Origin of the sequence: Streptosporangium amethystogenes subsp. fukuiense, from assembly GCF_042665875.1 — a bacterium.
In the GTDB taxonomy this organism is placed as follows: Bacteria; Actinomycetota; Actinomycetes; order Streptosporangiales; family Streptosporangiaceae; genus Streptosporangium; species Streptosporangium fukuiense.
Genome location: NZ_JBHTEE010000001.1, coordinates 3,921,577 through 3,947,054, shown reverse-complemented (window position 1 = coordinate 3,947,054; position 25,478 = coordinate 3,921,577). Strand labels below are relative to the sequence as shown.

At 70.4% G+C, this 25,478-nt stretch carries 23 protein-coding genes and 1 tRNA gene; 19 read left to right on the top strand and 5 right to left on the bottom strand.

Annotated features, from left to right (window positions below):
- Positions 1 to 8: 8 nt before the first annotated feature.
- The 14 genes from ACFQVD_RS16620 to ACFQVD_RS16555 all read left to right on the top strand — a co-directional run bounded on the left by ACFQVD_RS16620 (position 9) and on the right by ACFQVD_RS16555 (position 10,728).
- Positions 9 to 716 carry a cache domain-containing protein gene (locus tag ACFQVD_RS16620; protein WP_343968701.1) on the top strand — a complete coding sequence of 236 codons (708 nt, stop codon included), beginning with the start codon at positions 9 to 11 and terminating at the stop codon, positions 714 to 716.
- Complete coding sequence (gene hisI, locus ACFQVD_RS16615) at positions 706 to 1,053, top strand: phosphoribosyl-AMP cyclohydrolase (RefSeq protein ID WP_343968703.1); 348 nt, start codon at positions 706 to 708, stop codon at positions 1,051 to 1,053. The genes ACFQVD_RS16620 and hisI overlap by 11 nt, the downstream gene beginning before the upstream one ends.
- Positions 1,050 to 1,625: a Trp biosynthesis-associated membrane protein gene (locus tag ACFQVD_RS16610; RefSeq protein WP_343968705.1), complete on the top strand. Its 576-nt coding sequence runs from the start codon at positions 1,050 to 1,052 to the stop codon at positions 1,623 to 1,625. The genes hisI and ACFQVD_RS16610 overlap by 4 nt, the downstream gene beginning before the upstream one ends.
- Positions 1,626 to 1,813: 188 nt before the next feature.
- Positions 1,814 to 2,224 carry a DUF4190 domain-containing protein gene (locus tag ACFQVD_RS16605; protein WP_343968707.1) on the top strand — a complete coding sequence of 137 codons (411 nt, stop codon included), beginning with the start codon at positions 1,814 to 1,816 and terminating at the stop codon, positions 2,222 to 2,224.
- A 76-nt stretch (positions 2,225 to 2,300) separates the two neighbouring features.
- Positions 2,301 to 2,741 (top strand): DUF2752 domain-containing protein, encoded by a 441-nt coding sequence (locus tag ACFQVD_RS16600; protein ID WP_343968709.1) that lies wholly within the window; start codon positions 2,301 to 2,303, stop codon positions 2,739 to 2,741.
- Positions 2,742 to 2,910: 169 nt separating this feature from the next.
- Positions 2,911 to 3,720, top strand: a complete 810-nt coding sequence (trpC, locus tag ACFQVD_RS16595; protein ID WP_343968711.1) for an indole-3-glycerol phosphate synthase TrpC — start codon at positions 2,911 to 2,913, stop codon at positions 3,718 to 3,720.
- Positions 3,721 to 3,798: 78 nt separating this feature from the next.
- A complete protein-coding gene (gene trpB / locus ACFQVD_RS16590) occupies positions 3,799 to 4,968 on the top strand; it encodes a tryptophan synthase subunit beta (protein ID WP_343968927.1) in 1,170 nt (389 codons plus the stop codon).
- A gap of 58 nt (positions 4,969 to 5,026) precedes the next feature.
- Positions 5,027 to 5,821, top strand: a complete 795-nt coding sequence (trpA, locus tag ACFQVD_RS16585) for a tryptophan synthase subunit alpha (protein ID WP_343968713.1) — start codon at positions 5,027 to 5,029, stop codon at positions 5,819 to 5,821.
- 232 nt (positions 5,822 to 6,053) lie between these two features.
- Positions 6,054 to 6,563: a MauE/DoxX family redox-associated membrane protein gene (locus ACFQVD_RS16580; RefSeq protein ID WP_343968715.1), complete on the top strand. Its 510-nt coding sequence runs from the start codon at positions 6,054 to 6,056 to the stop codon at positions 6,561 to 6,563.
- Positions 6,563 to 7,327: a DsbA family protein gene (locus tag ACFQVD_RS16575; protein ID WP_343968717.1), complete on the top strand. Its 765-nt coding sequence runs from the start codon at positions 6,563 to 6,565 to the stop codon at positions 7,325 to 7,327. Before ACFQVD_RS16580 ends, ACFQVD_RS16575 begins: the two co-directional genes overlap by 1 nt.
- A 26-nt stretch (positions 7,328 to 7,353) precedes the next feature.
- Positions 7,354 to 8,478 carry a prolipoprotein diacylglyceryl transferase gene (gene lgt / locus ACFQVD_RS16570; protein WP_343968719.1) on the top strand — a complete coding sequence of 375 codons (1,125 nt, stop codon included), beginning with the start codon at positions 7,354 to 7,356 and terminating at the stop codon, positions 8,476 to 8,478.
- The gene (locus tag ACFQVD_RS16565) at positions 8,475 to 9,194 is read left to right on the top strand and encodes a VIT1/CCC1 transporter family protein (RefSeq protein ID WP_343968721.1); all 720 of its coding nucleotides are present in this window, start codon (positions 8,475 to 8,477) and stop codon (positions 9,192 to 9,194) included. The genes lgt and ACFQVD_RS16565 overlap by 4 nt, the downstream gene beginning before the upstream one ends.
- Entirely contained in the window at positions 9,191 to 10,036 is an 846-nt protein-coding gene (locus tag ACFQVD_RS16560; protein WP_386271466.1) for a hypothetical protein, read from the top strand. Before ACFQVD_RS16565 ends, ACFQVD_RS16560 begins: the two co-directional genes overlap by 4 nt.
- Before the next feature lie 71 nt (positions 10,037 to 10,107).
- The gene (locus ACFQVD_RS16555; protein ID WP_343968725.1) at positions 10,108 to 10,728 is read left to right on the top strand and encodes a hypothetical protein; all 621 of its coding nucleotides are present in this window, start codon (positions 10,108 to 10,110) and stop codon (positions 10,726 to 10,728) included.
- Here ACFQVD_RS16555 and ACFQVD_RS16550 read toward each other — a convergent pair.
- On the bottom strand, positions 10,694 to 12,373 hold the full coding sequence (locus tag ACFQVD_RS16550; protein ID WP_343968727.1) for a bis-aminopropyl spermidine synthase family protein: 1,680 nt from the start codon (positions 12,371 to 12,373) through the stop codon (positions 10,694 to 10,696). The genes ACFQVD_RS16555 and ACFQVD_RS16550 overlap by 35 nt on opposite strands.
- A 199-nt stretch (positions 12,374 to 12,572) precedes the next feature.
- Between ACFQVD_RS16550 and gltB the strand changes: the two genes are divergently transcribed.
- The 5 genes from gltB to pyk all read left to right on the top strand — a co-directional run bounded on the left by gltB (position 12,573) and on the right by pyk (position 22,774).
- Complete coding sequence (gene gltB, locus ACFQVD_RS16545; protein ID WP_343968729.1) at positions 12,573 to 17,078, top strand: glutamate synthase large subunit; 4,506 nt, start codon at positions 12,573 to 12,575, stop codon at positions 17,076 to 17,078.
- 70 nt (positions 17,079 to 17,148) lie between these two features.
- A complete protein-coding gene (locus tag ACFQVD_RS16540) occupies positions 17,149 to 18,627 on the top strand; it encodes a glutamate synthase subunit beta (RefSeq protein WP_364149585.1) in 1,479 nt (492 codons plus the stop codon).
- A gap of 229 nt (positions 18,628 to 18,856) precedes the next feature.
- A complete protein-coding gene (locus tag ACFQVD_RS16535) occupies positions 18,857 to 20,530 on the top strand; it encodes a S8 family peptidase (protein ID WP_343968731.1) in 1,674 nt (557 codons plus the stop codon).
- Between the two features lie 221 nt (positions 20,531 to 20,751).
- Positions 20,752 to 21,171 carry a hypothetical protein gene (locus ACFQVD_RS16530; protein WP_343968733.1) on the top strand — a complete coding sequence of 140 codons (420 nt, stop codon included), beginning with the start codon at positions 20,752 to 20,754 and terminating at the stop codon, positions 21,169 to 21,171.
- Between the two features lie 172 nt (positions 21,172 to 21,343).
- A complete protein-coding gene (gene pyk, locus ACFQVD_RS16525) occupies positions 21,344 to 22,774 on the top strand; it encodes a pyruvate kinase (protein ID WP_343968735.1) in 1,431 nt (476 codons plus the stop codon).
- 247 nt (positions 22,775 to 23,021) lie between these two features.
- Here pyk and ACFQVD_RS16520 read toward each other — a convergent pair whose 3' ends face one another.
- The 4 genes from ACFQVD_RS16520 to ACFQVD_RS16505 all read right to left on the bottom strand — a co-directional run bounded on the left by ACFQVD_RS16520 (position 23,022) and on the right by ACFQVD_RS16505 (position 25,466).
- Positions 23,022 to 23,828, bottom strand: coding sequence for a maleylpyruvate isomerase family mycothiol-dependent enzyme (locus ACFQVD_RS16520; protein WP_343968737.1), 807 nt, complete (start codon positions 23,826 to 23,828; stop codon positions 23,022 to 23,024).
- A gap of 39 nt (positions 23,829 to 23,867) precedes the next feature.
- Entirely contained in the window at positions 23,868 to 24,488 is a 621-nt protein-coding gene (locus tag ACFQVD_RS16515; protein WP_343968739.1) for a GNAT family N-acetyltransferase, read from the bottom strand.
- Between the two features lie 71 nt (positions 24,489 to 24,559).
- Positions 24,560 to 25,330: a helix-turn-helix domain-containing protein gene (locus tag ACFQVD_RS16510; protein ID WP_343968741.1), complete on the bottom strand. Its 771-nt coding sequence runs from the start codon at positions 25,328 to 25,330 to the stop codon at positions 24,560 to 24,562.
- 63 nt (positions 25,331 to 25,393) lie between these two features.
- A tRNA-Leu gene (locus ACFQVD_RS16505) sits at positions 25,394 to 25,466 on the bottom strand.
- Positions 25,467 to 25,478: the final 12 nt, after the last annotated feature.

Here is a 25,478-nt window from a genome sequence, read left to right as displayed (position 1 = left end):
TGGATCAAGTGAGTGAACACGGTGCGCTGCTGGCGCCCGGCGACGCGGCCGAGGCGGCCGTAGCCGTCGGCGGCATCGTCGAGGACGTCTTCGAGGGGCTCCACCAGGTGCGCGACGCCGTGGTCGGGCTGGTGGGCGGCGCGCCGGTGCGCGACGACCTGGCCGCGCTGCGTCCGCTGCTCTTTCCCCGGCTGGGCGGGCTGATCTCCGGCATCGGGTTCATCGCCGCGCCCGGCCTGCTCGTCGACGCGCCCTGGTATCTGGAGTGGTGGCAGGAGGGCGCCTCGGGCGAGCCCGTGCAGCTGCTCCGGGACATGGACCCCTCCAGCAGTGCCTTCTACGACTACACGCACTGGGACTGGTTCGCCGGTCCGCGCTCCGGTGCCGAGCACACTCTCACCGGCCCGTACGTCGATTTCCTCTGCAGCACCGAGTACTCCCTGACCCTGTCGGTGCCCGTGCTGAGGGGCGGGGAGTTCATCGGCGTGGCGGCGGCCGACGTGTTCGTGCGTCGCTTCGAGGTCGCCGTCTCGCCGCTGCTCCGCGGGGTGGGAGGACCGGCCTTCCTGGTGAACGCGCACGGCAGGGTGGTGGCCTCCACCACCGCCAGATGGCTCGCCGGGTCGGTCTTCAGGGGCGCCCCCGGTCTGCTCGCGAGGCCATGCCGGACGCTACCCCTCTCCCTGGTTGCGGCACAATTGCCACATGCCCCTTGACCCTGCCATCGCGGCCCGGCTGAAGCGCACCGCCGACGGGCTGGTTCCCGCCGTCGTCCAGCAGTACGACACCGGCGAGGTGCTCATGCTCGCCTGGATGGACGACGAGGCGCTGCATCGCACGCTCACCACCGGCAGGGCCACCTACTGGTCGCGCAGCAGAGGGTCCTACTGGGTGAAGGGGGAAACCTCGGGCCACGTCCAGCACGTCAAGTCCGCCGCGCTCGACTGTGACGGCGACACCGTGCTGCTCAGGGTCGACCAGGTGGGCGCCGCCTGCCACACGGGCGATCGGACCTGCTTCGACGCCGACGAGCTGACGGTGACCCGGGCGTGACGGCCAGGCGGGAGCTGTGGACCTGGCTGGCGGCGTGTGCGGCCGGCGCCGCGCTCGTGCTGCTCGCCGCCGGGCGCGACTGGTTCACCGTGACGTACGGCACCCGCGAGGTGGCGGTCCCCGCCGCGGAACTGGCCCCCGCGCTGGGGCCCGCGGCCTGGGCGGCACTCGCCGCAGTGGTCGCCGTGCTCGCGACGGCGGGCGTGTGGCGCAGGGTCGTCGGCGCGGTGATGGCACTCTGCGGGGCCGGGGTGGTGGCCGCCTCCTGGTGGGGGAGCGGCGCGAGCGCCGCGCTGCGGATCTCCGCTGAGCAGGCGCCGGTGGTCGTGGACTCCGTGCCGCGGGTCGCCTCGGCCGTCGTCTGGCCGATCGTCGCCTCCGCAGGGGGGCTGCTCCTGCTGGCCGGGGGAGTGACGGCCCTGCTGCGGGGTGGCCGATGGCCGGGCATGTCCGATCGCTACAACCGCCGGGGCTCCGCCCCCGCCGAGAGCGCCCCCAGCGATCGGGCACTGTGGGACGCCCTCGACGAGGGCACCGACCCGACGATCGATCAGGATCCCCGGGAGCGCTGACCTCGGCGGAAACGCGGCCTGCGCGCGTCCGGCGCGCTCTCCTCGACGCCGTGCCCCGAGATCCGAGATCCGATGTCCGAGGGGTGTGCGCCCCGGCTACGACTTGCTTACGGCGTGCCCGGACCCCTTCGGCCCGGGAGTGTTTTCGCTAAGATTTCGCCCTCAACTTAGATAAACGGGAGTCATTCATGAGCTACGGCAATCAGCCGGGTGGTTACGGGCAACCCCCGGGGGGCGGTGGCTATGGCTCTCAGGGGGGTTACGGTTCGTCCGGCGGTTACGGCCCGCCGCCCGGTGGCGGCTACGACGCCTACGGCGGTTACGGTGCGCCGCCTCCTCGGGGTAACAACGGCATGGCCATCGCTGCGCTGATCATGGGGATCGCGGGGCTGTTCGTCTGCGGCCTCACCTCGATCGTGGGTGTGGTGCTGGGCCACGTCTCGCTGGGGCAGATCAAGCGGACGGGCGAGGAGGGGAGGGGCATGGCCATCGCCGGCCTGGTCCTGTCCTACTTCGGGATCGCGTGCTGGCTGGCGGTGCTGGCCTGGCTGATCGCGGTCGGCGCCATCGTCGGCAGCGCCTCGCTGACGGGTGCCTGACCTGACGGTCGTCTGAGGCGGGGCCGCGTCCGGCGCGAGTAGGGTGGCCGGTGAGGGGGTGCCGACGGCCGTGCTCATGGGGAAGATCGCTGGTTCGCGCGCGCGGGCCATGCTGCCGCCGCTGGGTGCCGCGCTGGTGGCGGGTGCCGCGGTCGCGTTCGTGGGGGCGGTCGACCCGAACGAGCCCGGCCACTACCCGACCTGCCCGTTCCTCATGCTCACCGGCCTGTACTGCCCCGGCTGCGGCGGCCTGCGGACCGTGCACGCGCTCGTGCACGGCGATCCGGTGACGGCGCTGGGGCTCAACCCGCTCGTCACCCTCATGGTCCCGGCGCTGGTCGTGCTCTGGGGCCGCTGGGCGCTGCGTGCCTGGTGGGGTGGCCGGTCCGGGAGAGAATCGGGTGGGCCGCCCGTGGTGAAATCCATACGTCCGGCCTATGTCTGGCTATTTCTGGCTTTAATGATCGTGTTTTGGATAGTACGAAATCTCCCTTTTGGGGAATTCTTGGGCCCATAGTCGCCTTTGTGCTTCACCCGGTGGCGGGGCGACCCCGGTTGGGCCGATAGCATCGGCGGGACAAGGGCAGTCGATCGGGAGGGGCCTTACTCGTGAGCGAGCGGAGCGAGCGAACCACGGGCACGGCAGCGTTCGCGAACCTGGCCTCTGAACTTCGCGGGGAGGGCAAATGAGCGTGCTTGAGGAAATCCTCGAAGGAGTCCGCGCCGACCTGGCCGAGCGGCAGGAGAGGGTGTCGCTGGCCGAGCTCAAGGAGCGGGCCGGGCGGGCGCCCGCCCCCCGTGACGTCTACGCGGCGCTGGGCGGCGACCAGGTGGCGGTCATCGCCGAGGTCAAGCGTTCCAGCCCGTCCAAGGGCGCGATGGCCGCGATCGCCGACCCCGCCGCGCTGGCCGGCGACTACGAGTCGGGCGGCGCCCACGTCATCAGCGTGCTCACCGAGCGGCGCCGCTTCGGCGGCACCCTCGACGACCTGGCCGCCGTACGCGCCGTCGTCGACATCCCGGTGCTGCGCAAGGACTTCATCGTCACCTCGTACCAGCTCTGGGAGGCCCGCGCCTACGGCGCCGACCTGGCGCTGCTGATCGTCGCGGCGCTCGACCAGAACGCGCTGGTCTCGCTCATCGAGCGGGCCGAGTCGATCGGGCTGACCCCGCTGGTCGAGGTGCACACCGAGGAGGAGCTCGACCGGGCGCTCACCGCCGGAGCCAAGATCATCGGTATCAACGCGCGGAACCTCAAGACGCTCGAGGTGGACCGCGACGTGTTCGCCAAGCTCGCCCCCAAGGTTCCCGACGGGGTCATCAAGATCGCCGAGTCGGGCGTGCGCGGCCCCCACGACCTGCTCGCCTACGCCAGGGCGGGCGCCGACGCCGTCCTGGTCGGCGAGAGCCTGGTGACCGGCAAGGATCCGCGGGCCGCCGTGGTCGACCTGGTCACCGCCGGTGCCCACCCCGCATCCCGACCCGAGGGGCAGTAAGCAGTGACAACGCACGAAGGAACCGTCCTCACCGCCGCGGACCTCGCCGGAAACGGCCTTCACGGCAACGATCCGGACATCCACGGCAAGTTCGGCGTCTTCGGCGGCCGCTACGTGCCCGAGGCGCTCATCCCGGCCCTGGACGAGGTCGCGGCGGAGTACGACAAGGCGAAGAGCGACGTGGCGTTCCTTCGGGAGTTCGACCACCTGCTGCGCACCTACGCCGGGCGGCCGACCACGCTGACCGAGGTGCCCCGCTTCGCCGAGCAGGCGGGGGGCGCCCGGATCATCCTCAAGCGCGAGGACCTGACCCACACCGGCGCCCACAAGATCAACAACGTGCTCGGCCAGGCCCTGCTGACCAAGCGCCTGGGCAAGACGCGGGTGATCGCCGAGACCGGCGCCGGCCAGCACGGCGTCGCCACCGCGACCGCCGCCGCCCTGCTGGGCCTGGAGTGCGTGATCTACATGGGGGCCGTCGACTGCGAGCGTCAGGCGCTCAACGTCGCCCGCATGAAGCTGCTCGGCGCCACGGTCGTCCCGGTCACCAACGGCAGCCAGACCCTCAAGGACGCCATCAACGAGGCCTTCCGCGACTGGGTCGCCAACGTCGACCGCACCCACTACCTCTTCGGCACCATCGCCGGGCCGCACCCGTTCCCGGAGATCGTCCGCGACTTCGCCCGCATCATCGGCGTCGAGGCCCGCCGTCAGGTGCTGGAGCTCACCGGCAGGCTGCCCGACGCGGTCGCCGCGGCGGTCGGCGGCGGTTCCAACGCGATCGGCATCTTCCACGCCTTCCTCGGGGACGAGGGCGTCCAGCTGCACGGCTACGAGGCGGGCGGCCGGGGCCTGGAGAGCGGCGAGCACGCGCTCACCCTCACCGAGGGCTCCGTCGGGGTGCTGCACGGCTCGCGCACCTACGTGCTGCAGGACGAGGAGGGGCAGACCCTCGAGTCGCACTCGATCTCAGCCGGGCTCGACTACCCGGGCGTCGGCCCCGAGCACGCCTGGCTCAAGGACACCGGCCGCGCCACCTACCACGGCATCACCGACGCCGAGGCGATGGACGCCTTCTCGCTGCTCGCCCGCACCGAGGGCATCATCCCCGCGATCGAGTCCTCACACGCGCTCGCCGGTGCCCTCAAGCTCGGTCGCGAGATGGGTTCCGAGGCGACGATCCTGGTCAACCTCTCGGGACGGGGCGACAAGGACATGGGCACCGCGATGAAGTACTTCAACCTCTGACTACCGACTTGCCTCCCCTCCGGCGTGCCGGAGGGGACGAACCGCAACGGAAACAACGATGACGACTCTTCAGACGGTGTTCGCCAAGGCCAAGGCGGACGGCCGCGCCGCCCTCATCGGATATCTCCCCGCTGGGTTCCCCAGCAAGGAGGGCGCGATCGCCGTCGCCGCCGCCATGGTGGACGCCGGCTGCGACGTGATCGAGATCGGCCTGCCCTACTCCGATCCCCTCATGGACGGCCCGACGATCCAGGACGCCGTACACCGGGCGCTGACCAACGGCACCCGCATCGCCGACGTGCTGCGCACCGTCGAGGGCGTGGCCAAGACCGGTGCCGCCACCCTGGTCATGACGTACTGGAACCCGATCGACCGCTACGGCGCCGACCGCTTCGCCCGTGACCTGGCGAACGCGGGCGGGGTGGGCACCATCACCCCCGACCTGACCCCCGAGGAGGCCGGGCCCTGGCGCGAGGCCAGTGCCGGGGCCGGGATCGACACGGTCTTCCTGGTCGCGCCCAGCTCCACCGAGGCCCGTATCAAGGCGGTCGTCGACAGCTGCACCGGCTTCGTCTACGCGGCCTCGCTGATGGGCGTCACCGGCGCCCGCGACTCGGTCGGCGCGGCCGCTCAGGGCCTGGTCGAGCGTACCCGCTCGCACACCTCCCTCCCGGTCTGCGTCGGCCTGGGCGTCGGCACCGGCAGGCAGGCCGCCGAGGTGGCTGGTTACGCCGACGGCGTCATCGTGGGGTCGGCGTTCATCCGCCGCGTTCTCGACGCGCCGGACGAGGCCTCGGGGCTGGCCTCGGTCCGTGAACTGGGCGCCGAGCTGGCGGCGGGTGTCCGCGGCTGACGAGCCCGTTCGAGAGCGGATCCCCTACTCGAAGAAAGGGGCCGCTCCCACGTCAGCGCCTGCCAGGCGGGCTTATTCGATGCTTATCGGGCTCGTGATGAGGTTTTCCTCGAATACCTGGCATTCGCCGAAGACGTCTGTGGCCGGGGCTTGGAATAGGAGAATGGTGCTCGTGACCTCTGATAACCCCGCGCCCAATAGGTCGCGTATCGTGATTTCGGCGCTACCCTGGGTGACGACCGTCTCACGGCTGGTGCTGGCGGGAGTGCTGATCGTCGCGGGTTGGGGCAAGATCGGCGCTCCGGTGCTCTCGGTTCAGGCGGTCGAGGCATACGATCTGCTCCCCAAATCGCTCGCCACGGCGGTCGGCTACGGCCTGCCGATCCTGGAGATCGTCGTGGGGTTGTTGCTGGTCGTCGGGCTGCTCACCCGAGCGGCGGGTGTCATCTCGGCGCTGCTCATGCTGGCGTTCGTCATCGGCATCGCCTCGGCGTGGGCGCGCGGGCTGCGCATCGACTGCGGCTGCTTCGGCGGCGGCGGTCAGCTGGCGGCCGGGGTGGAGCCCGACTATCTCATCGACATCCTGCGTGACTTCGGTCTCTTCGGACTCGGTGTGTTCGTCGCGATCTTCCCTCCGGGCCGCTTCGCGCTGGACTCCGCGCTCGGGCTCACCCCGGGCGAGGAGTCGTACGAGGACGTCGAGAGCGATGACGGGGAGCTTCAGGAGAAGGAGGCTTACTGATGGGCAAGGCCGCGCGGGAGCAGTCGGCGCGTGATCGGATCAAGGCGCAGCGCGAGGAACAACTGCGGAGAGAGAAGCGCAAGCGGGTGGCGACCATCGCGACCGCGGCCGTCGTCGCGATCGCCGCCGTCGGGGGTGGCTGGTGGTTCGCCGCCCAGAGCAGCAAGTCCGAGCAGGTCGGGGCCTCGCTCGCGCCCATCACCGTCGCCGGGGACGGTTCGGTGGTCATGGCCAGGCCGGGGGTGGAGAAGCCGGTCCTGGACGTCTTCGAGGACTTCCAGTGCCCCGCCTGCAGGGCGCTGGAGGAGACCAGCGGCCCGACGATCAAGAACCTGGCGGCCGAGGGCAAGGCCAAGGTGGTCTACCACCCGATCACGATCTTCCAGGAACAGACCAACAAGGGGATCACCCGGGCCAACTCGCTGCGCGCCGCGTCGGCGATCCGCTGCATCCCCGGGGGCGCTCCCTGGATCGCCTTCCACGACAAGTTGTTCAAGGAGCAGCCCTCGGAGCTCGTGGAGGGTTTCAAGATCCCTGATCTGATCGCCTGGGGCAAGGACGCCGGAGTGACCGACCCCGGTTTCGAGTCGTGCGTGACCAGTCAGGAGAAGGCGCCCGCGCACCTCGAATACAGCACCAAGGTCATGGAATCCCAGAAGCTCACGGGCACCCCGACGCTGAAGCTCAACGGTACCGAGTTGGACACGAATGTGGCTTTCAAGCCGGCCGATCTGCGTCAGGCCGTTCTTGATGCCGCCAAGTAGCCCGGGACACGGTAACGTCACCTGACATGCCCCTCGCCTCGATTCCCAGCCCCTCCCAGGGGGTCTGGTATCTGTTCGGTGTGGTCCCCATCCGGGCCTACGCACTGTGCATCGTGCTCGGCGTCGTCGTCGCGGTAGTCATCGGCGAGCGCCGCTGGCGTGCCCGCGGCGGTGAGCCGGGGACGATCGTGGATCTCGCCGTCTGGGCCGTGCCGTTCGGCCTGGTCGGCGGACGTCTCTATCACGTCATCACCGACTGGCAGCTCTACTTCGGGCCGGACGCACCCAACGAGCCGATCGAGGCGCTGTTCATCTGGAACGGCGGCCTGGGCATCTGGGGTGCCGTCGCGCTCGGTGGAGTGGGTGTCTGGCTGGGGTGCCGCGGCAGGGGGATCTCCCTGACCGCGGTGGCCGACACCGTCGCCCCCGGGATCGCGGTGGCCCAGGCCATCGGCCGCTGGGGCAACTACTTCAACCAGGAGCTGTTCGGCAGCCCCACCGACCTGCCGTGGGGTCTGGAGATCGACCCCGACCGGCCGGGCACGGTGCCGGGCGAGGACACCTACCACCCGGCCTTCCTGTACGAGTCGATCTGGGACCTGGGCCTGGCACTGGTCCTCATCTGGGCAGGGCGCAAATTCGCGCTCCGGCACGCCCGCCTGTTCGCGCTCTACGTCGCCGGCTACACGGTGGGCCGCTTCTGGATCGAGGGGCTGCGGGTCGACACCGCCCACCACATCCTCGGTCTGCGGCTCAACCAGTGGACCTCGATCGTCCTGTTCATCGGGGCGATGGCCTACTTCTGGTACGCCAGGAACAAGAGCGACGCCGAGCAGGTCCGTCCGCAGCCCGATCCGGCCGTCGAGCCCGTGCAGGGCGAGACCGGCGACGCGGACAAGGGCGAGGCCGGAGCCGGCACCGAGGCCGAGCCGGCCGTCACCCCGGCCGCCTCGGACGGGGAGGATACCGCCGACCCGGCTCACCCGTCCGACCTGGCCGACCCCGACGAGAGCGACGAGAGCGACGAGAGCGACAGGGTGAAGGAGGACGGCGAGCCGAGGCTCGTCTCCGGCGCGCTCGCGGCCGACGACTCGGTCGATCCGGCCCACCCGTCCGACCTGGCCGACCAGGAGGAGAAAGGGTCCCGGTGAGCGGTGACGACTCGGGGGGCCGCGCCGAGATGCACCACCGGCATCGCGACGTCAACGGCGGCTGGCTGCGGCCGTCGGTGTTCGGCGCGATGGACGGTCTCGTCTCGAACTTCGCCCTGATCGCCGGTGTCGCCGGCGGCACCGCCAGCACCACGGTCATCGTGCTGGCCGGGGTCGCGGGGCTGGCGGCGGGCGCGTTCTCCATGGCCGGGGGTGAGTACGTCTCGGTGGCCAGCCAGCGAGAACTCGCCCTGGCCGAGATCGACGTCGAACGGCGCGAGCTCGAACGCCACCCCGAGGCCGAGCAGCAGGAGCTCGCCAAGCTCTACGAGGACCGGGGCGTCGAGCCCGCCGTGGCGGCCGAGGTGGCCCGGCAGATCTCGATGGACCCCGACCGGGCGCTCGAGGTGCACACCCAGGCCGAGCTGGGGGTCACCGCCCAGGACCTGCCCTCGCCCAGGATCGCCGCGATCTCCTCGTTCCTGTCGTTCGGCGTGGGCGCGCTCCTGCCGCTCCTGCCGTACCTGCTCGGGGTCACCAGCCTGACGACCTCGGCGGTGATCTCCTGCCTGGCGCTGTTCGGCGCGGGCGCGCTGGTCTCCCGGGTCACCGCGCGCAGCTGGTGGTACAGCGGGCTGCGCCAGCTTCTTGTCGGCGCGGTCGCCGCGGCCCTGACCTACGGCCTGGGCACCCTCCTGGGAGGGGTCGGACTGTGACCCCTCCGGCCGGTCCGCCCGCCACACCCGTGCGTAAGCGCCGCCGCACCTCCGCCAGGGCGCAGCCCCAGACCGAGAACATCACCCGGCTGGACGAGTGGGGGCTGACCCGGCCCCAGCAGCGGCTGCTGATGATCCTCGGGGCGGTGGCGGGCGTGCTGGTCGCCGCCCTCGCCCTCACCCTCGCGATCTCCGCGATCGGCAACGACTACGTGCCCGAACGGGCCACCGCCTCGGTCATCGGCACCGAGCCGAGGCCCGACACCTACAAGGGCTGGCCCTCCTCCAAGGTGTTCGCCCCGATCGCGCAGAGCAAGGCCGACCCCAAGCCGCTGACGGTCAAGGATCTCTTCGCGACCAGGACCCTCAAGGAGGGCAGGGTCACGCTGAGACTGGCGGCCACCCGCCTGGAGGCCGACTGCGCGATGGCGACCTGGGGCCAGGGGCTCGCCGACCTGCTCGTCCAGGGCGGGTGCACCCAGGTGGCCAGGGGCCTCTACGTCAGCGCGGACGGCCGCCACGTGGCCCAGTACACCCTGTTCAACCTCCGCGACACCGCCTCGGCCGACACGTTGGTGAACACGCTGACCACCCTGCACCGGGGTGGTTGGGTCCGGCCGCTCCAGGCGGGCAAGGCCGTCTTCCCGGCCGGGGGTCACACCGAGTCCAGCGGGCACGCCATGGGGCACTACGCGGGCCTGGTCTGGATCGGCAGGGCCGACGGCGCCGATCCCGGCCCGAAGGACGACTTCGTCTCGCTGTCCCTGACGGTCCGCGGCGTGGAAAAGGCGATCTTCCGCCGCATCGTCGCGGTCTCCCCCGCGCCCGCTCCGTCCAAGTAGCCCGCCGCTTCCGTGTCCGCCTCGGCTCAGTGGTCCCTGCCGTCCCGCCTGTCGAAGTAAGCTCTCTCCCCATGCGCAAGTGGATCGCCGTCGCCGTCGCCGTGCTGGTCGTGGTCGCCGGGGTGGCGGCCTTCCTCCTGCTGGGGGGCGGGCCCGACCCGCGCGCCGCCGTCCTTCGTGCGGAGCCCAGCACGGCCCACTACGCGCCCATCGCGACCCGCGCCCTCGACCCTCAGCCGCTGACCGTCGCCGAGATGTTCCCCGGCCCCTCGGTGTCGGCGGGCACCACCAGGCTCGCGCTCAAGGCCACCGAGACCCTCGCCGACTGCGCCGAGGCGGCCTGGGGGAGCGCGTTGGACGCGCTCGACGGGTGCACGCAGGCGCTGCGGGCCCGCTACGAGAGCGAGGACGGCGAGATCTCCGGCCAGTTCCTGATTTTCAACCTCGCGGACTCCGCCGCCGCGGACAGGCTCGTGACGGCGCTCAGGGGCGACGGCTTCGTCCGGCCCGCCCCCGACACGCCCGAGGGTTTCGACGGCTCCCGCAGCTGGGCACAGGCCCGTGCCCTGGGGCACTACGCCACGGTGAGCTGGGTCGCCCCGGTGGTCGAGGGGGGCCGGGTGGACCTCACCTACCCGCAGGTCGCCGTGGACGGCCTCAGCCTGGCGATCCAGCGCCGGCTGGTGCGCTGAGGGAGCTTCGCACCGCGGCCTGGAGTTCCAGGAGCCGGTGGGCGGGCAGTTCGAGGACCGTGACCTCCTCCGTCCACGGAGCGACGGCGGCGATGACCGCCCTGGCCTGCTTCTTCGTCAACTCGCCCCGGACCTTGATCAGGGCCTCGCGCCAGGTGTTGGCGAGCTTGCCGTGCGCGTTGTCCAGGACGCGGCGCAGGATCCGGGCCGCGTCGTCCTGGCGAGGCGCCGTCCGTACGGCGCGTACGGACGAGCCCTCGACGGTGAGGTCGTAGACGGGGGCGAGCAGGTCGGCGGGGAGGTTTACCGGGGCCGCGGCCAGGGTGACCCGGACCTCCCCGGCGCGGGTGGCCAGCAGCAGCCGGGGCAGCGCGGCCTCCAGTCCGGCCGGTACGGAGATCGCCACCCTGGCCGGGGCGCTGGCGTAGGGTTTGGCCAGCCAGGTCGCCAGGCGCGCTCTGGGGGCTTTGGGCAGCACGTCGCGGGGCCACTCGCCCACCAGCACCTCCGGGACGAACCCGTCCTCGAACCCGGCCGCGAAGTCCGGGGCGGAGGCCGCTGCCGAGTCCGCCGACTCCACCGACTGGGGCCCCTGCGTGTAGATGGCGGTGCCTGAGGAGTCGGTACGGGCGGCGGCGGCCGGCCAGGTTCTCGTGGTGGGGCGCAGGACGTACAGGTCGGCGGCCGAGCCGATGGCCTCGGCGCCGAGGTAGCGGTTGAAGTCGGGGTAGATCGCCTCGTTGACCAGATTGAGCTGGGACAGGGCCTGCTGCACCTTGAGGGCGAGCGCGGGGGTGCGCTCGCTCGCGCCGTACGCCAGCATGATCCGGCCCTGTTCGCGGTCGCGCAGTCCCTCCGCGCAGCGGGCGACGAACAGCCCGACCCCTTCGGGGGTGTAGGGCGGGTCGGTGATCGCCAGATCGGCCCAGCTCCGCGCGGAGGCGGGCAGTCCCAGGCGCAGGTCGGCCCAGCGGGTCCGCACGGCCAGCCCGAGCCGGTCGGCCTGGCCGGCGATGTAGGCCAGGATGCGCTCGTCGACGTCGACGACCGTCACCTCGACGCCGGGGTGCAGCATCGCGGTGGCCAGCGAGGTCAGATCGTGGTCGCCCACGCACAGCAGCCGGGCGCCGTCCAGCCAGAACCGGGCGTCCAGCAGCAGTGCCCGCCGCACCACGGTGTCGCCGGTCGCGGCGACGTGGTCCAGCGTGTGGCGGCCACGGGGGGCCTTGGCGATCAGCTCGTCCATCCGCGCGACCAGTTCCGCCCGGCCGGAGAGGAGATGCGCCACCGGGTCGGCCGGGGCGAGGACGCTCACCTCCTGCCCGGCCCAGTGGGCGGGCAGCCTGAAGCGGTCGCCGGAGCGTTCCAGCTCCCCGTCCACCTCGCGCAACAGCGCCTCGATGGTCCGCCGCGACGTAGCGGTCCGCCTGACCAGGTCGGCGAGAGTCCACCAGCGGCCGTCGCCCAGCGCCGCCAGCGCGATCCTCAGCCGCCTGCCGTCGACGCCCAGCCGGGCGACGAGCGCCCTGACCCCCTCGTGGGCGGCCGGGCCGCCCGGCACCTCCGACACGCCCGGGGCGTCAGCGGTTCCGTTGTCCGTCAGGCCGGTGGGGTCGCCCGATTCGGCGGGGGCGCTCGGTTCCATTCGGCCACCTTAAAGCCCGGACCTGGAATGTCGTGCCATCAGCGCGTGTTAAACAAACCGGGCGAATCGGCGCCAAATCGGTGTGACCTGACCGGGTAGGCCGGTATCCGGCAGGGTACGGTAACCTCTACCCACCACGCAGCAGGGCCAACGTCGTCCCTTGCTTGTTCCAAGGAAGCAAGACGACGGGAGGGATTCGATGCCCGCTGCCCACCTCGGCTTTCCCGAGCCCCAGGGCCTGTACCACCCCTCACACGAGCACGACGCCTGTGGCGTCGCCATGGTCGCGGACGTGGCCGGCCGCCGCAGCCACGACATCGTCGCGAAGGCACTGACCGCTCTGTGCAACCTCGATCACCGGGGCGCACAGGGCAGCGAACCGGACACCGGCGACGGCGCCGGGATCCTGACGCAGATCCCCGACACCTTCTTCCGCACGGTGGTGGGCTTCCCGCTGCCCGCGGCCGGAGCCTACGCCGCCGGCACGGCCTTCCTGCCCGCCGACGCACCGGCCCGCGCCAGGGCGGTGCGGCTGATCGAGGAGATCGCCGAGCAGGAGGGCCTGACGGTCATCGGCTGGCGAGACGTGCCGACCACCCCCGACCTGCCCGGGCCGAGCGCCCGCGCGGTGATGCCGTTCTTCGCCCAGCTGTTCGTGACCTCCCCCAACGGCGAGACCGGCCTGGAGCTGGACCGGCTGGCCTTCTGCCTGCGCAAGCGGGCCGAGCACGAGGCGAACGTCTACTTCCCCTCGCTGAGCTGCCGGACCATCGTCTACAAGGGCATGCTCACTCCGCTGCAGGTCGAGCAGTTCTTCCCCGACCTCAGCGACGAGCGCTACGAGACCGCGATCTCGCTGGTCCACTCGCGTTTCTCCACCAACACCTTCCCCTCGTGGCCGCTGGCGCACCCGTACCGCTACATCGCCCACAACGGTGAGATCAACACGGTCAAGGGCAACCGCAACTGGATGCGGGCCCGCGAGGCCATGCTGCGGACCGCGAACCTGCCGGGAGACCTGTCGCGGCTCTTCCCGATCTGCGACCCGGCCGGCTCCGACACCGCCTCCTTCGACGAGACCCTGGAACTCCTGCACCTCGCCGGGCGCCGGCTGCCGCACGCGGTGCTGATGATGATCCCCGAGGCGTGGGAGAACCACACCGAGATGGACCCCGCCCGGCGGGCGTTCTACGAGTTCCACTCCACCCTCATGGAGGCCTGGGACGGCCCGGCCTCGATCACCTTCTCCGACGGCACCCTGGTCGGCGCGGTACTCGACCGCAACGGCCTGCGCCCGGGGCGGTTCTGGGTCACCACCGACGGCCTGGTCGTGCTGGCCTCCGAGGCCGGCGTGCTCGACATCGCCCCCGAGGACGTGGTCCGCAAGGGCCGCCTGCAGCCCGGCAAGATGTTCCTGATCGACACCGAGCTCGGCAAGATCATCGAGGATGACGAGATCAAGGCCGAGCTGGCGGCCGAGCTGCCGTACGCGGACTGGCTGCACGCCGGGCTGGTCCGCTTCGAGGAACTGCCCGCCCGCGCGCACGAGGTCCCGACGCACGAGGCGCTGATCAGGCGGCAGCAGACCTTCGGCTACACCGAGGAGGAACTGCGGATCATCCTGGCGCCGATGGCCAGGGCGGGCGCCGAGCCGATCGGCTCGATGGGCACCGACACCCCCGTCGCGGTGCTCAGCGAGAAGCCCCGGCTGCTGTTCGACTACTTCAGCCAGCTGTTCGCGCAGGTCACCAACCCGCCGCTGGACGCGATCCGGGAGGAGCTCGTCACCTCCCTGGCCACCACCATCGGCCCCGAGGGCAACCTGCTCGACCCGGGCCCGGCCTCCTGCCGTCAGCTGGTGCTGCCCTACCCGGTGATCGACAACGACGAGCTCGCGAAGATCATCCACATCAACGACGAGGGCGCGCTGCCGGGCTTCCGCCCACACGTGGTCCGCGGCCTGTACGAGGTCGCGGGCGGCGGCGAGGCACTGCTCGGCCGCATCGAGGAGATCCGCGCCGAGGTCTCCGAGGCGATCGAGGGCGGGGCGCGGATCATCGTCCTCTCCGACCGGGGCTCCTCCGACGCGCTGGCGCCGATCCCGTCGCTGCTGCTCACCGGTGCCGTCCACCACCACCTGATCGCCGAGAAGACCCGCACCAGGGTCGGGCTGGTCATCGAGACCGGTGAGGCGCGCGAGGCGCACCACATGGCGCTGCTCATCGGCTACGGCGCGGGCGCGGTCAACCCGTACCTCGCCATCGAGACCGTCGAGGACATGGTCGACTCCGGTGCGCTGCGGGTCGAGCGGCACAAGGCCGTGCGCAACCTCATCAAGGCGTACGGCAAGGGCGTGCTGAAGGTCATGTCCAAGATGGGGGTGTCCACCGTCGCCTCCTACACCGGTGCGCAGATCTTCGAGGCGCTCGGCCTGAGCCAGGAGGTCGTCGACGCCTGCTTCACCGGGACCACCTCCCGGCTGGGCGGTGTCGGCTTCGACGTCCTCGCCGAGGAGGCGGCGCTGCGCCACCGGCGCGCCTACCCCCGGGCCGAGAACGCCCACCGCCGTCTGGAGGTCGGCGGCGAGTACCAGTGGCGCCGCGAGGGCGAGCCGCACCTGTTCAACCCCGAGACCGTCTTCAAGCTGCAGCACGCCACCCGCTCACGCCGCTACGAGATCTTCAAGGAGTACACCGGCCTGGTGGACTCCCAGGCCGAGCGGCTGATGACGCTGCGCGGCCTGTTCAAGCTGAAGGACGGTGTCCGCGAGCCGGTGCCGATCGACGAGGTCGAGCCGGTCAGCGAGATCGTCAAGCGGTTCTCCACCGGCGCCATGTCGTACGGCTCCATCTCGATGGAGGCGCACGAGACGCTCGCCATCGCGATGAACCGGCTGGGCGGCAAGTCCAACACCGGTGAGGGCGGCGAGGACCCCGAGCGGCTGCACGACCCGGTCCGCCGCTCGGCCATCAAGCAGGTGGCCTCCGGCCGGTTCGGCGTGACGTCGGAGTACCTGGTCAACGCCGACGACCTGCAGATCAAGATGGCCCAGGGCGCCAAGCCCGGCGAGGGCGGCCAGCTGCCCGGCCACAAGGTCTACCCGTGGATCGCCAAGACCCGGCACTCCACCCCGGGCGTCGGCCTTATCTCTCCGCCGCCGCACCACGACATCTACTCCATCGAGGACCTCGCCCAGCTCATCCACGACCTGAAGAACGCCAACCCCGCCGCCCGCGTGCACGTCAAGCTGGTGGCCGAGGTCGGCGTCGGAACGGTCGCGGCGGGCGTGTCCAAGGCCCACGCCGACGTCGTGCTCATCTCCGGCCACGACGGCGGCACCGGCGCCTCCCCGCTGACCTCGCTCAAGCACGCGGGTGCCCCCTGGGAGCTCGGACTGGCCGAGACCCAGCAGACGCTGCTGCTCAACGGCCTGCGCGACCGGATCACCGTCCAGGTCGACGGCCAGCTCAAGACCGGCCGCGACGTGGTCATCGCCGCGCTGCTCGGCGCCGAGGAGTACGGCTTCGCCACGGCGCCCCTGGTCGTCTCCGGCTGCGTGATGATGCGCGTCTGCCACCTGGACACCTGCCCGGTCGGCGTCGCCACCCAGAACCCCGAGCTGCGCAAGAGGTTCACCGGCAAGCCCGAGTTCGTGGTCAACTTCTTCGAGTTCGTCGCCCAGGAGATCCGCGAGTATCTCGCCGCGCTGGGCTTCCGCAGCCTGGAGGAGGCCGTCGGCCACGCCGAGCTGCTGGACACCACCTCGGCCGAGAACCACTGGAAGGCCGCGGGGCTCGACCTGGCGCCGATCCTGCACCAGCCCGAGTTGCCCGCCGGCGCCTCGCTCCGCCGCGTGGTGGGGCAGGACCACGGGCTGGCAAGGGCGCTGGACAACACCTTGATCCAGCTCGCGGAGGGCGCGCTCAAGGACGGTTCCCGGGTCACCCTCGAACTGCCCATCCGCAACGTCAACCGCACCGTCGGAACCATGCTCGGCCACGAGGTGACCAAGCGGTACGGCGGCGCCGGCCTGCCCGACAACACCATCGACGTGCGTTTCACCGGCTCCGCGGGCAACTCCTTCGGCGCCTTCCTGCCCAGGGGCGTCACGCTGCGGCTGACCGGCGACGCCAACGACTACGTCGGCAAGGGCCTGTCCGGCGGCCGGATCTCGGTCCAGCCGCACGAGGCGGCCTCGCTGGAGGGACACATCATCGCCGGCAACGTCGGCCTGTACGGCGCGACCTCCGGCGAGGCGTTCATCCGCGGCGTCGTGGGGGAGCGGTTCTGTGTCCGCAACTCCGGCGCCACCGCGGTGGTCGAGGGCGTCGGCGACCACGGCTGCGAGTACATGACCGGCGGCAAGGCGGTCGTCCTCGGCCCGACCGGCCGCAACTTCGCGGCCGGCATGTCGGGTGGCATCGCCTACCTGCTCGACCCCGACATCGAGCGGGTCAACCGCGAGATGGTGGAGATCGAGGAGCTCGACGAGGCCGACTCCGAGACGCTGCGCGAGATCGTCGAGGCGCACCTGGCCGAGACCGGCTCCACGGTGGCCAAGGCGCTGCTGGTCGACTGGGACCCGTCCCGGTTCGGCAAGATCATGCCGACGGACTACAAGCGGGTCCTGCGGGCCGCCGAGTCCGCCCGGCTGGAGGGCCGCGACATCGACGAGGCGGTCATGACCGCCGCGGTCCAGGGGTGAGGCCGATGTCCACGCCCACTCATACCGTTCACACCGCTCAGGCTGTTCAGGGATAAGGGAGGTACGACCGATGGCCGACCCCAAGGGTTTCCTCACGCACGGACGCGAGCTGCCGGCGCGCCGCCCGGTGGACGTCCGCATCCGCGACTGGCGGGAGGTCTACGAGGACTTCCCCAAGCCCGCGCTGACCAAGCAGGCGGCGCGATGCATGGACTGCGGCATCCCGTTCTGCCACAACGGCTGCCCGCTGGGCAACCTGATCCCCGAGTGGAACGACCTGGTCTACCGGGACGACTGGCAGGAGGCCGTCGAGCGCCTGCACGCCACCAACAACTTCCCGGAGTTCACCGGCCGCCTGTGCCCGGCTCCGTGCGAGGCGGCGTGCGTGCTCGGCATCAACTCCGACCCGGTGGCGATCAAGCGGGTCGAGGTCGAGATCATCGACCGCGCCTTCGACGAGGGCTGGGTCACCCCCCAGCCCCCCGCCTCGAAGACCGGTAAGCGGGTCGCGGTCGTCGGCTCGGGGCCCGCGGGCCTGGCCGCCGCGCAGCAGCTCACCCGCGCCGGGCACGACGTGGTGGTGTTCGAGCGCGCCGACCGGATCGGCGGCCTGCTCCGCTACGGCATTCCCGAGTTCAAGATGGAGAAGCGGCACATCGACCGCCGGCTCGCCCAGATGCGGGCCGAGGGCACCGAGTTCCGTACCGGCGTCAACGTCGGAGTCGACATCACGGCGGCGCGGCTGCGTGCGGAGTTCGACGCGATCGTGCTGGCCGGCGGCGCGACCCAGTGGCGGGACCTGCCCGTCGCCGGGCGCGACCTGAAGGGCGTCCACCAGGCGATGGAGTTCCTGCCGCCCTCCAACAAGGTCCAGGAGGGCGACTTCCCGGTCTCGCCGATCAGCGCCGAGGGCAAGCACGTCGTCGTGATCGGCGGCGGCGACACCGGCGCCGACTGCATCGGCACCGCGATCCGGCAGGGGGCCGCCTCGATCACCCAGCTGGAGATCATGCCCCAGCCCCCGGCGGAGCGCCCCGGCAGCCAGCCGTGGCCCACCTTCCCCATCCTGTTCAAGATGGAGAGCGCCCACGAGGAACTGGCCGACGGCGGCGGCGACCGGGTCTACGCGGTCTCCACCACCGAGTTCGTCGGCGACGCCGACGGCAACGTCCAAGCACTGCGCCTGGTCGAGGTGGAGGGCCCCGGCGCCGGTTTCAAGCCGGTGCCCGGTTCCGAGCGGGAGATCCCCGCCGAGCTGGTCACCCTGTCGATGGGCTTCGTGGGACCGGAGAAGAAGGGTCTGCTCACCGAGCTCGCCGAGGTCGCCGAAGGCGAGTTCTTCGACGCCAGGGGCAACGTCGCCAGGGACAGGGGTTACATGTCCTCGGTCGACGGCGTCTTCGTCGCCGGGGACATGGGCCGCGGCCAGTCCCTGATCGTGTGGGCGATCGCCGAGGGCCGCTCGGCCGCCTCGGCCGCCGACCGCTACCTCACCGGCTCCACGGCCCTGCCGGTGGCGATCCCGCCTACCGCGAGGCCACTGGTCTGAGCACAGCCGGTCTGAACACTGAGTAGGTTGTATTTGGTCCGTGTATGTCACGGCCGGTAGGAGCACGTCACGGCGTTCCCGGGTGCGGAACCGCACCCGGGAACGCCTGTGTACCGGCCGTCTCACCGACCCCTTCGCGGAAAAACGCGCAGAGCGGATATTGAGTTCGCTTTGTCGTGCGTATCCCTGAAGGATAGATTTTCGTGATCAGGCCAGGTGCGGAGGATCGATGAGACGCGGGATCAGAAGGCTGACGGGCGCGGGAACGGTTCTCGCCCTGGCGGCCACTCTCACGGCGGGAGCCCTGGACGGCGGGGCCGGCCCGGTCGCGAGCCAGGCCCGCGAGTACCTGGTCTTCTACGCCGACGGCGCCCACGACCGCGCGATCGACGCGATCGACGCGAGCGGCGGCACCGCGCTGTCCACGGAGACGCGACTCGGCTACGTCGTCGCCAGCGGCCCAGGCTCCCGGTTCGTGGAGAACCTCGCCGGCAGCGACGCCGTCGTGGGAGTCTCCTCCGACCGCAGGATCGGCTCCGCCACCGCGATCCCCGCGACCCTTCCCCCCTCCGGAGCCCTCGGGCAGAGCGGTACTCCGGGCACCAGGAAGGCCGGAACCGGCGCCCCGGAGCCGCTGGCCGAACGCCAGTGGGACATGAAGATGATCGGCGCCACCGCGGACGGCTCCTACGCCACCGCCCCCGGCAGCAAGAAGGTGCTGGTCGGCGTCATCGACACCGGCATCGACGGCAGGCACCCCGACATCGCCCCCAACTTCAACTACGCCCTGAGCCGCAACTTCGTGACCGACCGGCCCAAGGACCCCAACGGCAAGACCCTCGACGGGCCCTGCGAGTTCAAGAACTGCAAGGACCCGGTCGACTGGGACGACGACGGCCACGGCACCCACGTGGCCAGCACCATCGCCTCGCCGGTCAACGGCCGGGGCGTCGCCGGCGTCGCCCCCGGAGTCTCCCTGGTGAACCTGCGCGCCGGCCGGGACTCCGGCCTGTTCTTCCTCAAGCCCAGCATCGAGGCGCTCACCTACGCCGCGGACGCCGGGATCGACGTGGTCAACATGAGCTTCTACGTCGACCCGTGGCTGTTCAACTGCAAGGCCAACCCCGCCGACTCCAAGGCCGAGCAACTGGAGCAGCGCGGCGTCATCACCGGCATGCAGCGCGCCCTCGACTACGCCCGCAAGCGGGGCGTCACCCTCATCAGCGCCATCGGCAACGGCTCCACCGACCTCGGCAGGCCCAAGACGGACGAGACCAGCCCGGACTACCCCAAGGAGGCCGAGCGCACCCGCAAGATCGACAACTCCTGCCTCAACGTCCCGGCCGAGTCCAAGGGCGTCATCTCGGTCTCCTCGGTCGGCCCGAGCCAGCGCAAGGCCTACTACTCCGACTACGGCATCGAGCAGACCGACCTGTCGGCACCCGGCGGCGACGAGTTCGACGGCAGCGCCCGCTACGACACCACCAAGGGCATCCTGGCCGCCGCCCCGGAGAACGCGCTGCGGGCCAAGGGACAGATCAGCGCCGACGGCACGCCGAAGGACAGGTCGATCATCCGGGAGTGCCGCGACAACGTCTGCGCCTACTACCAGTACCTGGTCGGCACCTCCATGGCCGCCCCGCACGCCACCGGCGTGGCCGCCATCCTGATCAGCCGCTTCGGCAAGCCGGACAAGAGCGGCCTCACCATGCCCCCCGCCGACGTCCAGCGCCTGCTGTACGCCACCGCCACGAGCAAGGCCTGCCCCTCGCCCCGCAAGTACGTCTACAAGATCGACCTCCTGGCGGACGAGGTTCACAAGTGCGAGGGTTCGAAGACGCGCAACGGCTTCTACGGCCACGGCATCGTCGATGCCGCCAAGGCGGCCTCCGTCACCCCCTGAGGCCGCACCGAGGCCCCTGAGGGTCCGTCGGTGTTGCCTCCGGGGAGCCCGCGCCGCTCCGGCTGATGAGGTGTCGCTGACAGAGGCCGGGGCCAACGCGGCAAACGGCGCTCCGTTATGTTCGTTTTGTCACGTTCAAAAGAGGATCAACAGGCGGGTGGAGCGGTCAGGCCGGGGAAGGAGAACGATTTTCCGGCCTCATCTCGTCACTGTGAGGATCCATGAGACTTCTAGCGCGCCCCCACCAGCTTCCACCCCGGGCCGCCGCCGGTGTGATCATCCTGAACTCGGGGCTGAGCAAGTGGTCCGCCGACGAGGAGACCGCCGCGGGAGTCCACGGGATGGCGGCGGGGACCTACCCGTTCCTCAAGAAGATCGAAGCGACCCGGTTCGTGAAACTGCTCTCCACAGCGGAGATCGCCCTGGGTACGGCACTGCTGGTCCCCGCGGTGCCCTCGCTGCTGGCAGGCGCCGGGCTGACCGCCTTCGCCGGAGGACTGCTCGGGCTCTACCTCAAGACACCGGGCATGCGGGAGGAAGGCGGCCTGCGCCCCACCCAGCAGGGCCTCCCCATCGTCAAGGACCTCTGGCTACTGGGCATCGGCACCGGACTGGTCATGGAAGAACTCATCTACGAGTGACCACGGGCCTCCGAGCTTTAGGTCACCGATAAGACAGAGTGCGGTGAGCGTGACGTGAGGGGCGATTCGCAACCTCCCGTTCACTGACGGTAGCGTTGATGTCACCGAATTTTTCATCGCCGCCATGACCAACGTCACGACCAAGTGGTCTGTACCAATTAGGGTGGGATCCGTGACTCGTCGCGCGAAAATCGTCTGCACTCTCGGCCCCGCCACCTCCTCTCCCGAACGTCTCCGCGAACTGATCGCGGCCGGGATGGACGTGGCCCGTTTCAACCTCAGCCACGGCAGCCACGAGCTGCACAAGGAGGTTTACGACAGGGTGAGGGAGGCTGCCGCCGAGCTCGGACGTGGCGTAGGTCTGCTGGCCGACCTCCAGGGCCCCAAGATCCGGGTCGGCAAGTTCGAAGAAGGCCCTGTCCGCCTCGGCTTCGGTGATGTCTTCACGATCACCACCGAGGAGGTCCCCGGCGACCGTGAGCAGGTCTCCACCTCCTACCAGGGACTCCCCAAGGACGTTCACCCCGGAGACAACATCCTGGTCGACGACGGCCGGGTCCGCCTGGAGGTGACCCGGGTCGACGGCCAGCGCGTCACCACCCGCGTGATCATCGGCGGCATGATCTCCGACAACAAGGGCCTCAACCTGCCGGGCGTCAAGGTCAGCGCCCCCGTCCTCACCGACAAGGACGAGACCGACCTGCGCTGGGCCCTGCGCACCGGCTTCGACCTGGTCGCGCTCTCCTTCGTCAGGCGCCCCTCCGACGCCGACGTGGTGCGCAACATCATGGAGCAGGAGGGCATCCGCCTCCCGCTGCTCGCCAAGATCGAAAAGCCGGAGGCGGTGGAGCGGCTCCCCGAGATCATCGAGGCCTTCGACGGCATCATGGTCGCCCGCGGCGACCTCGGCGTCGAACTGCCCCTCGAAGAGGTGCCCATCGTGCAGAAGCGGGCCATCGAGCTCTGCCGCGAGAAGGCCCGCCCGGTCATCGTCGCCACCCAGATGCTCGACTCGATGATCACCGCACCGCGTCCCACCCGGGCCGAGGCCTCCGACGTCGCCTACGCCGTCATGGACGGCGCCGACGCGGTCATGCTCTCCGGGGAGACCTCGGTCGGCAACTACCCCATCGAAGTCGTCGAGACCATGAGCCGCATCGCCACGACCGCGGAGAAGAGCTCGCTCCAGGCCACCCACAGCCTCGAACGGCTGCCGGAGACCACCGGCGGCGCCATCGCCCGCGCCGCCGCCGAGGTCGGCGCCATCGTGGGCGCCAAGGCACTGGTGGCGTTCAGCATGTCCGGCGAGACCGCCCGCCGCCTGGCCCGCTACCGCTCCCCGATCCCGCTGCTGGCCTTCACCTCCGCCAGCCACGTCCGCAACCAGCTCGCGCTGACCTGGGGCGTGGAGACCTTCGAAGTGCCGTTCGTCCACCACACCGACGACATGGTCCGCCAGGTGGAGGCCGCGCTACTGGCCCACTCCCGCCTGCAGAAGGGCGACAAGGTCGTCATCGTGGCCGGCGCCCCTCCCGGCACCGCGGGCTCCACCAACGCCCTGCGCGTGCACACCATCGGAGCGGCGGTCTCCAACCCCACCTGAGCGACACACGCGGGTACGGCCACCGCTCCGGCGGTGGCCGTACCCGTCTTCGAAGGGTGTCTCCGGGGGGGCACTCCTCGAAGACGGGTACCGCCTTCGACCCGCTACCGCTCCACCACGCCGCGAGCGGGCCGGCCTCTACCACATCTGCCCGGATCTGTCCGGAGCATGAACCGGCCCGCCGGGGCCGCGCACTGCCCTTCGGATCCGCGATGAGGGCCTGACCAGATGCCCCGGGCACCAGGCGTCAGATCCCCGGAAACACCCGGCGCAGATCGTCCAACGTGACGCCGTCACCGGTGACGCTCACCGACGGCGGAGTGTGCTCGGGCGCCAGCCTGCCGCCGAGCAGCCGCACCCACGCCTCCGCCGGAAGCGACAGGGTGTCAGCAGGCTCAGGGACCTCGCTGAAGCCGACGGTCTCACCGAGGGTGAGACCCAGCACCCGCTCCGGATCACTCGTCTCGACCCGAAGAGTCGTGGCGAGGCGCGGATCGAGGGCATCGGGCCTGCCCATGAAACCGACCATGAAATCAAGCGGCCCCGAGTACAGATCGGTCAGCACCCCGGCCGTGTCCGGCGCCACGACGGCCGCCGGATCGAAGGCGACCCTGACGTCCCAGGAATGCAGAGCGGCCTCGTTCAGCCGCATCCCGGCCACCAGAGCGACATCAGCGGGCGCGGGCAGGAACCCCAGCTTGACCCGGAGCCGTTCACGAGCATCCGCGTCAAGCCCCTCGAAGGCCGAGACGATCTCCGCGTCCGCGACGAGAAAGTCCTTGGCCTGCGCCTCGGGGTCCTTCGCGTTCCAGCGGTCCCAGACCCCGTGGTTGAAATCCTGGCCCGGAGCCTCCCGACCGCCCAGCGCCGCCCGCAACGTCGCCAGACCGATCTCCGCGCCGCTGCCCAGGTGACTGAGCACCTGGGCGACACTCCACTCCGAACAGGCCGAAGGCCGGGTCAGGTCGGCGGCGTCCAGGCCGCGGACAAAGGCCGCCAGCTCGTCATGGGTGATACGCAGGGCCGCGATGGTCCGCTCAGCGAGTGTGCTCATGATTCTCCTGCCAAGACGCAAGAAGATGGATTGTCGTGGTCAAACCGGACGCGCACCGGATGTCTCCTCACCCGCCCCCTCGTACTCCCACGTCCGCAGCGCTATCGGCCGGCCCTTCTCCTCGGAGGGGACCGGCGGCGCGTCCGTCAGCCGGTACCCCGCCGCGCGGGCCACCGCCACGCTCGCCGCGTTACCCGCCTCGATCTCCAACAGCAACCGCGACACCCCCACCGTGTCACGGGCGAACTCCGTCATCACCCGCACCGCCCCCCGCGCCAGCCCCCGCCCCCGGAAGGCGGACCCCACGCTGTAACCGATCTCCGCGACGTCCAGGCCAAGACCACTCAACATCAGCAACACCTCACCCATGGGCTCACCCCCGTCCACGGTGATCGCCAACTGCAGCCGCTCCCCGGCCGCCCGCCGCTGCCGGGCCCGGTCCAGATAGGCCCGCGCCGCCTCCGGATCGAACGGCGAGACCAACGGCGTCCAGTACGCCACCTCGGGGTCGTCGAACAGCTTCACCATCGCCCCCAGATCGCCCTCCTCCCACTCCCGCAGCACCACCCCGTGCCCGTGGAGCCGCACCCCCTCCGGAAGACACACCCGCCCGGCACCGGGACCACTCGGCTCCGCCTGGCCGTTCTCCACGATCTCCACACATCCCCCTCTGTCACGCCGTCCTCCGAGCAACCTACTCGCCCGCCGGGGGCGCCCCCCACCGGACCACCTCAGTACTTCGGCCCCACGAACCCGTCCAACCGCTCGACGGCGGCCCGCTTGGCCACGGAGATGGTGTTGGGCTTGGAATAACGCCAGGCCACGCCCAGCATGTCGAGCGCTTCACCGCAGAGAGCGAGGATGTCCCGGGACTCGTTCACGAAGAGGTAGCGCGGGTACTCGTACCAGTGATCGCTGCCGTTGAGATGATGACGAACGCGGTTGATGCCGCGATAGCCGTCCGAGTGCATCAGACCCCGTACGAGATGGCCCGGATTCGCTGCGACGATCTGACGTTGCCAGGTTTCCAGTTCGATCAGGCGAGTGTGCTTCTTCCCTGACCCGTGTTGCGGGAACAAGTGCGGCCAATGTTTGGAGAAGGAATTGATTTCGGTGCAGCCCTGTCTGGGCAGCATACGGACCTTGTTGTCCGGTCTGATGGATATAAGTGCTTTAATGCACTCTTCCTGTAGTCCTGGCCATGTATCGGCGCACATGATGCGCAATGACCACACTTGCTTGGAAGGGTCGCCGATGCTGCTGATGTAGCCGTCTCCAAGGTAGAGACCGAGAAGGTAGGCGTACTTGTCCGGTGGAGCGGGAAGTTCCGGGACCTCCAGGCACCGCGGGCAGGAAGCCACCCGTCGGACTGGGTGATCTGGACGTTCCCGCCATGCCCGGACGGTCGACCGTGAAATGCCGGTGTGGCGGCTGACCGCGCTGATCGTTTCACCCGAGTCGAGGAGATTGCGAACTCTTTCACGGATAGTTACGTCGTACATACGGAAAGTGTTTCAGCTGGGTACGACAAAACCGCCCGGCCGTGCGGCCGGGCGGTTGAAGTGTGCCCCGGGTGGGATTCGAACCCACACTGTGCGCTGTTTGAGAGCGCCCTCTCTGCCGTTGGAGTACCGGGGCTTGTTCAATTCA

Excerpts from the sequence above, each read along its gene's own strand:
- hisI (WP_343968703.1), top strand. The coding sequence starts at position 706 with ATGCCCCTTGACCCTGCCATCGCGGCCCGGCTGAAGCGCACCGCCGAC.
- ACFQVD_RS16605 (WP_343968707.1), top strand. The coding sequence starts at position 1,814 with ATGAGCTACGGCAATCAGCCGGGTGGTTACGGGCAACCCCCGGGGGGC.
- ACFQVD_RS16600 (WP_343968709.1), top strand. The coding sequence starts at position 2,301 with ATGGGGAAGATCGCTGGTTCGCGCGCGCGGGCCATGCTGCCGCCGCTG.
- trpC (WP_343968711.1), top strand. The coding sequence starts at position 2,911 with ATGAGCGTGCTTGAGGAAATCCTCGAAGGAGTCCGCGCCGACCTGGCC.
- trpA (WP_343968713.1), top strand. The coding sequence starts at position 5,027 with ATGACGACTCTTCAGACGGTGTTCGCCAAGGCCAAGGCGGACGGCCGC.
- ACFQVD_RS16575 (WP_343968717.1), top strand. The coding sequence starts at position 6,563 with ATGGGCAAGGCCGCGCGGGAGCAGTCGGCGCGTGATCGGATCAAGGCG.
- lgt (WP_343968719.1), top strand. The coding sequence starts at position 7,354 with ATGCCCCTCGCCTCGATTCCCAGCCCCTCCCAGGGGGTCTGGTATCTG.
- ACFQVD_RS16555 (WP_343968725.1), top strand. The coding sequence starts at position 10,108 with ATGCGCAAGTGGATCGCCGTCGCCGTCGCCGTGCTGGTCGTGGTCGCC.
- ACFQVD_RS16550 (WP_343968727.1), bottom strand. The coding sequence starts at position 12,373 with ATGGAACCGAGCGCCCCCGCCGAATCGGGCGACCCCACCGGCCTGACG.
- gltB (WP_343968729.1), top strand. The coding sequence starts at position 12,573 with ATGCCCGCTGCCCACCTCGGCTTTCCCGAGCCCCAGGGCCTGTACCAC.
- ACFQVD_RS16540 (WP_364149585.1), top strand. The coding sequence starts at position 17,149 with ATGGCCGACCCCAAGGGTTTCCTCACGCACGGACGCGAGCTGCCGGCG.
- ACFQVD_RS16535 (WP_343968731.1), top strand. The coding sequence starts at position 18,857 with ATGAGACGCGGGATCAGAAGGCTGACGGGCGCGGGAACGGTTCTCGCC.
- ACFQVD_RS16530 (WP_343968733.1), top strand. The coding sequence starts at position 20,752 with ATGAGACTTCTAGCGCGCCCCCACCAGCTTCCACCCCGGGCCGCCGCC.
- ACFQVD_RS16520 (WP_343968737.1), bottom strand. The coding sequence starts at position 23,828 with ATGAGCACACTCGCTGAGCGGACCATCGCGGCCCTGCGTATCACCCAT.
- ACFQVD_RS16510 (WP_343968741.1), bottom strand. The coding sequence starts at position 25,330 with ATGTACGACGTAACTATCCGTGAAAGAGTTCGCAATCTCCTCGACTCG.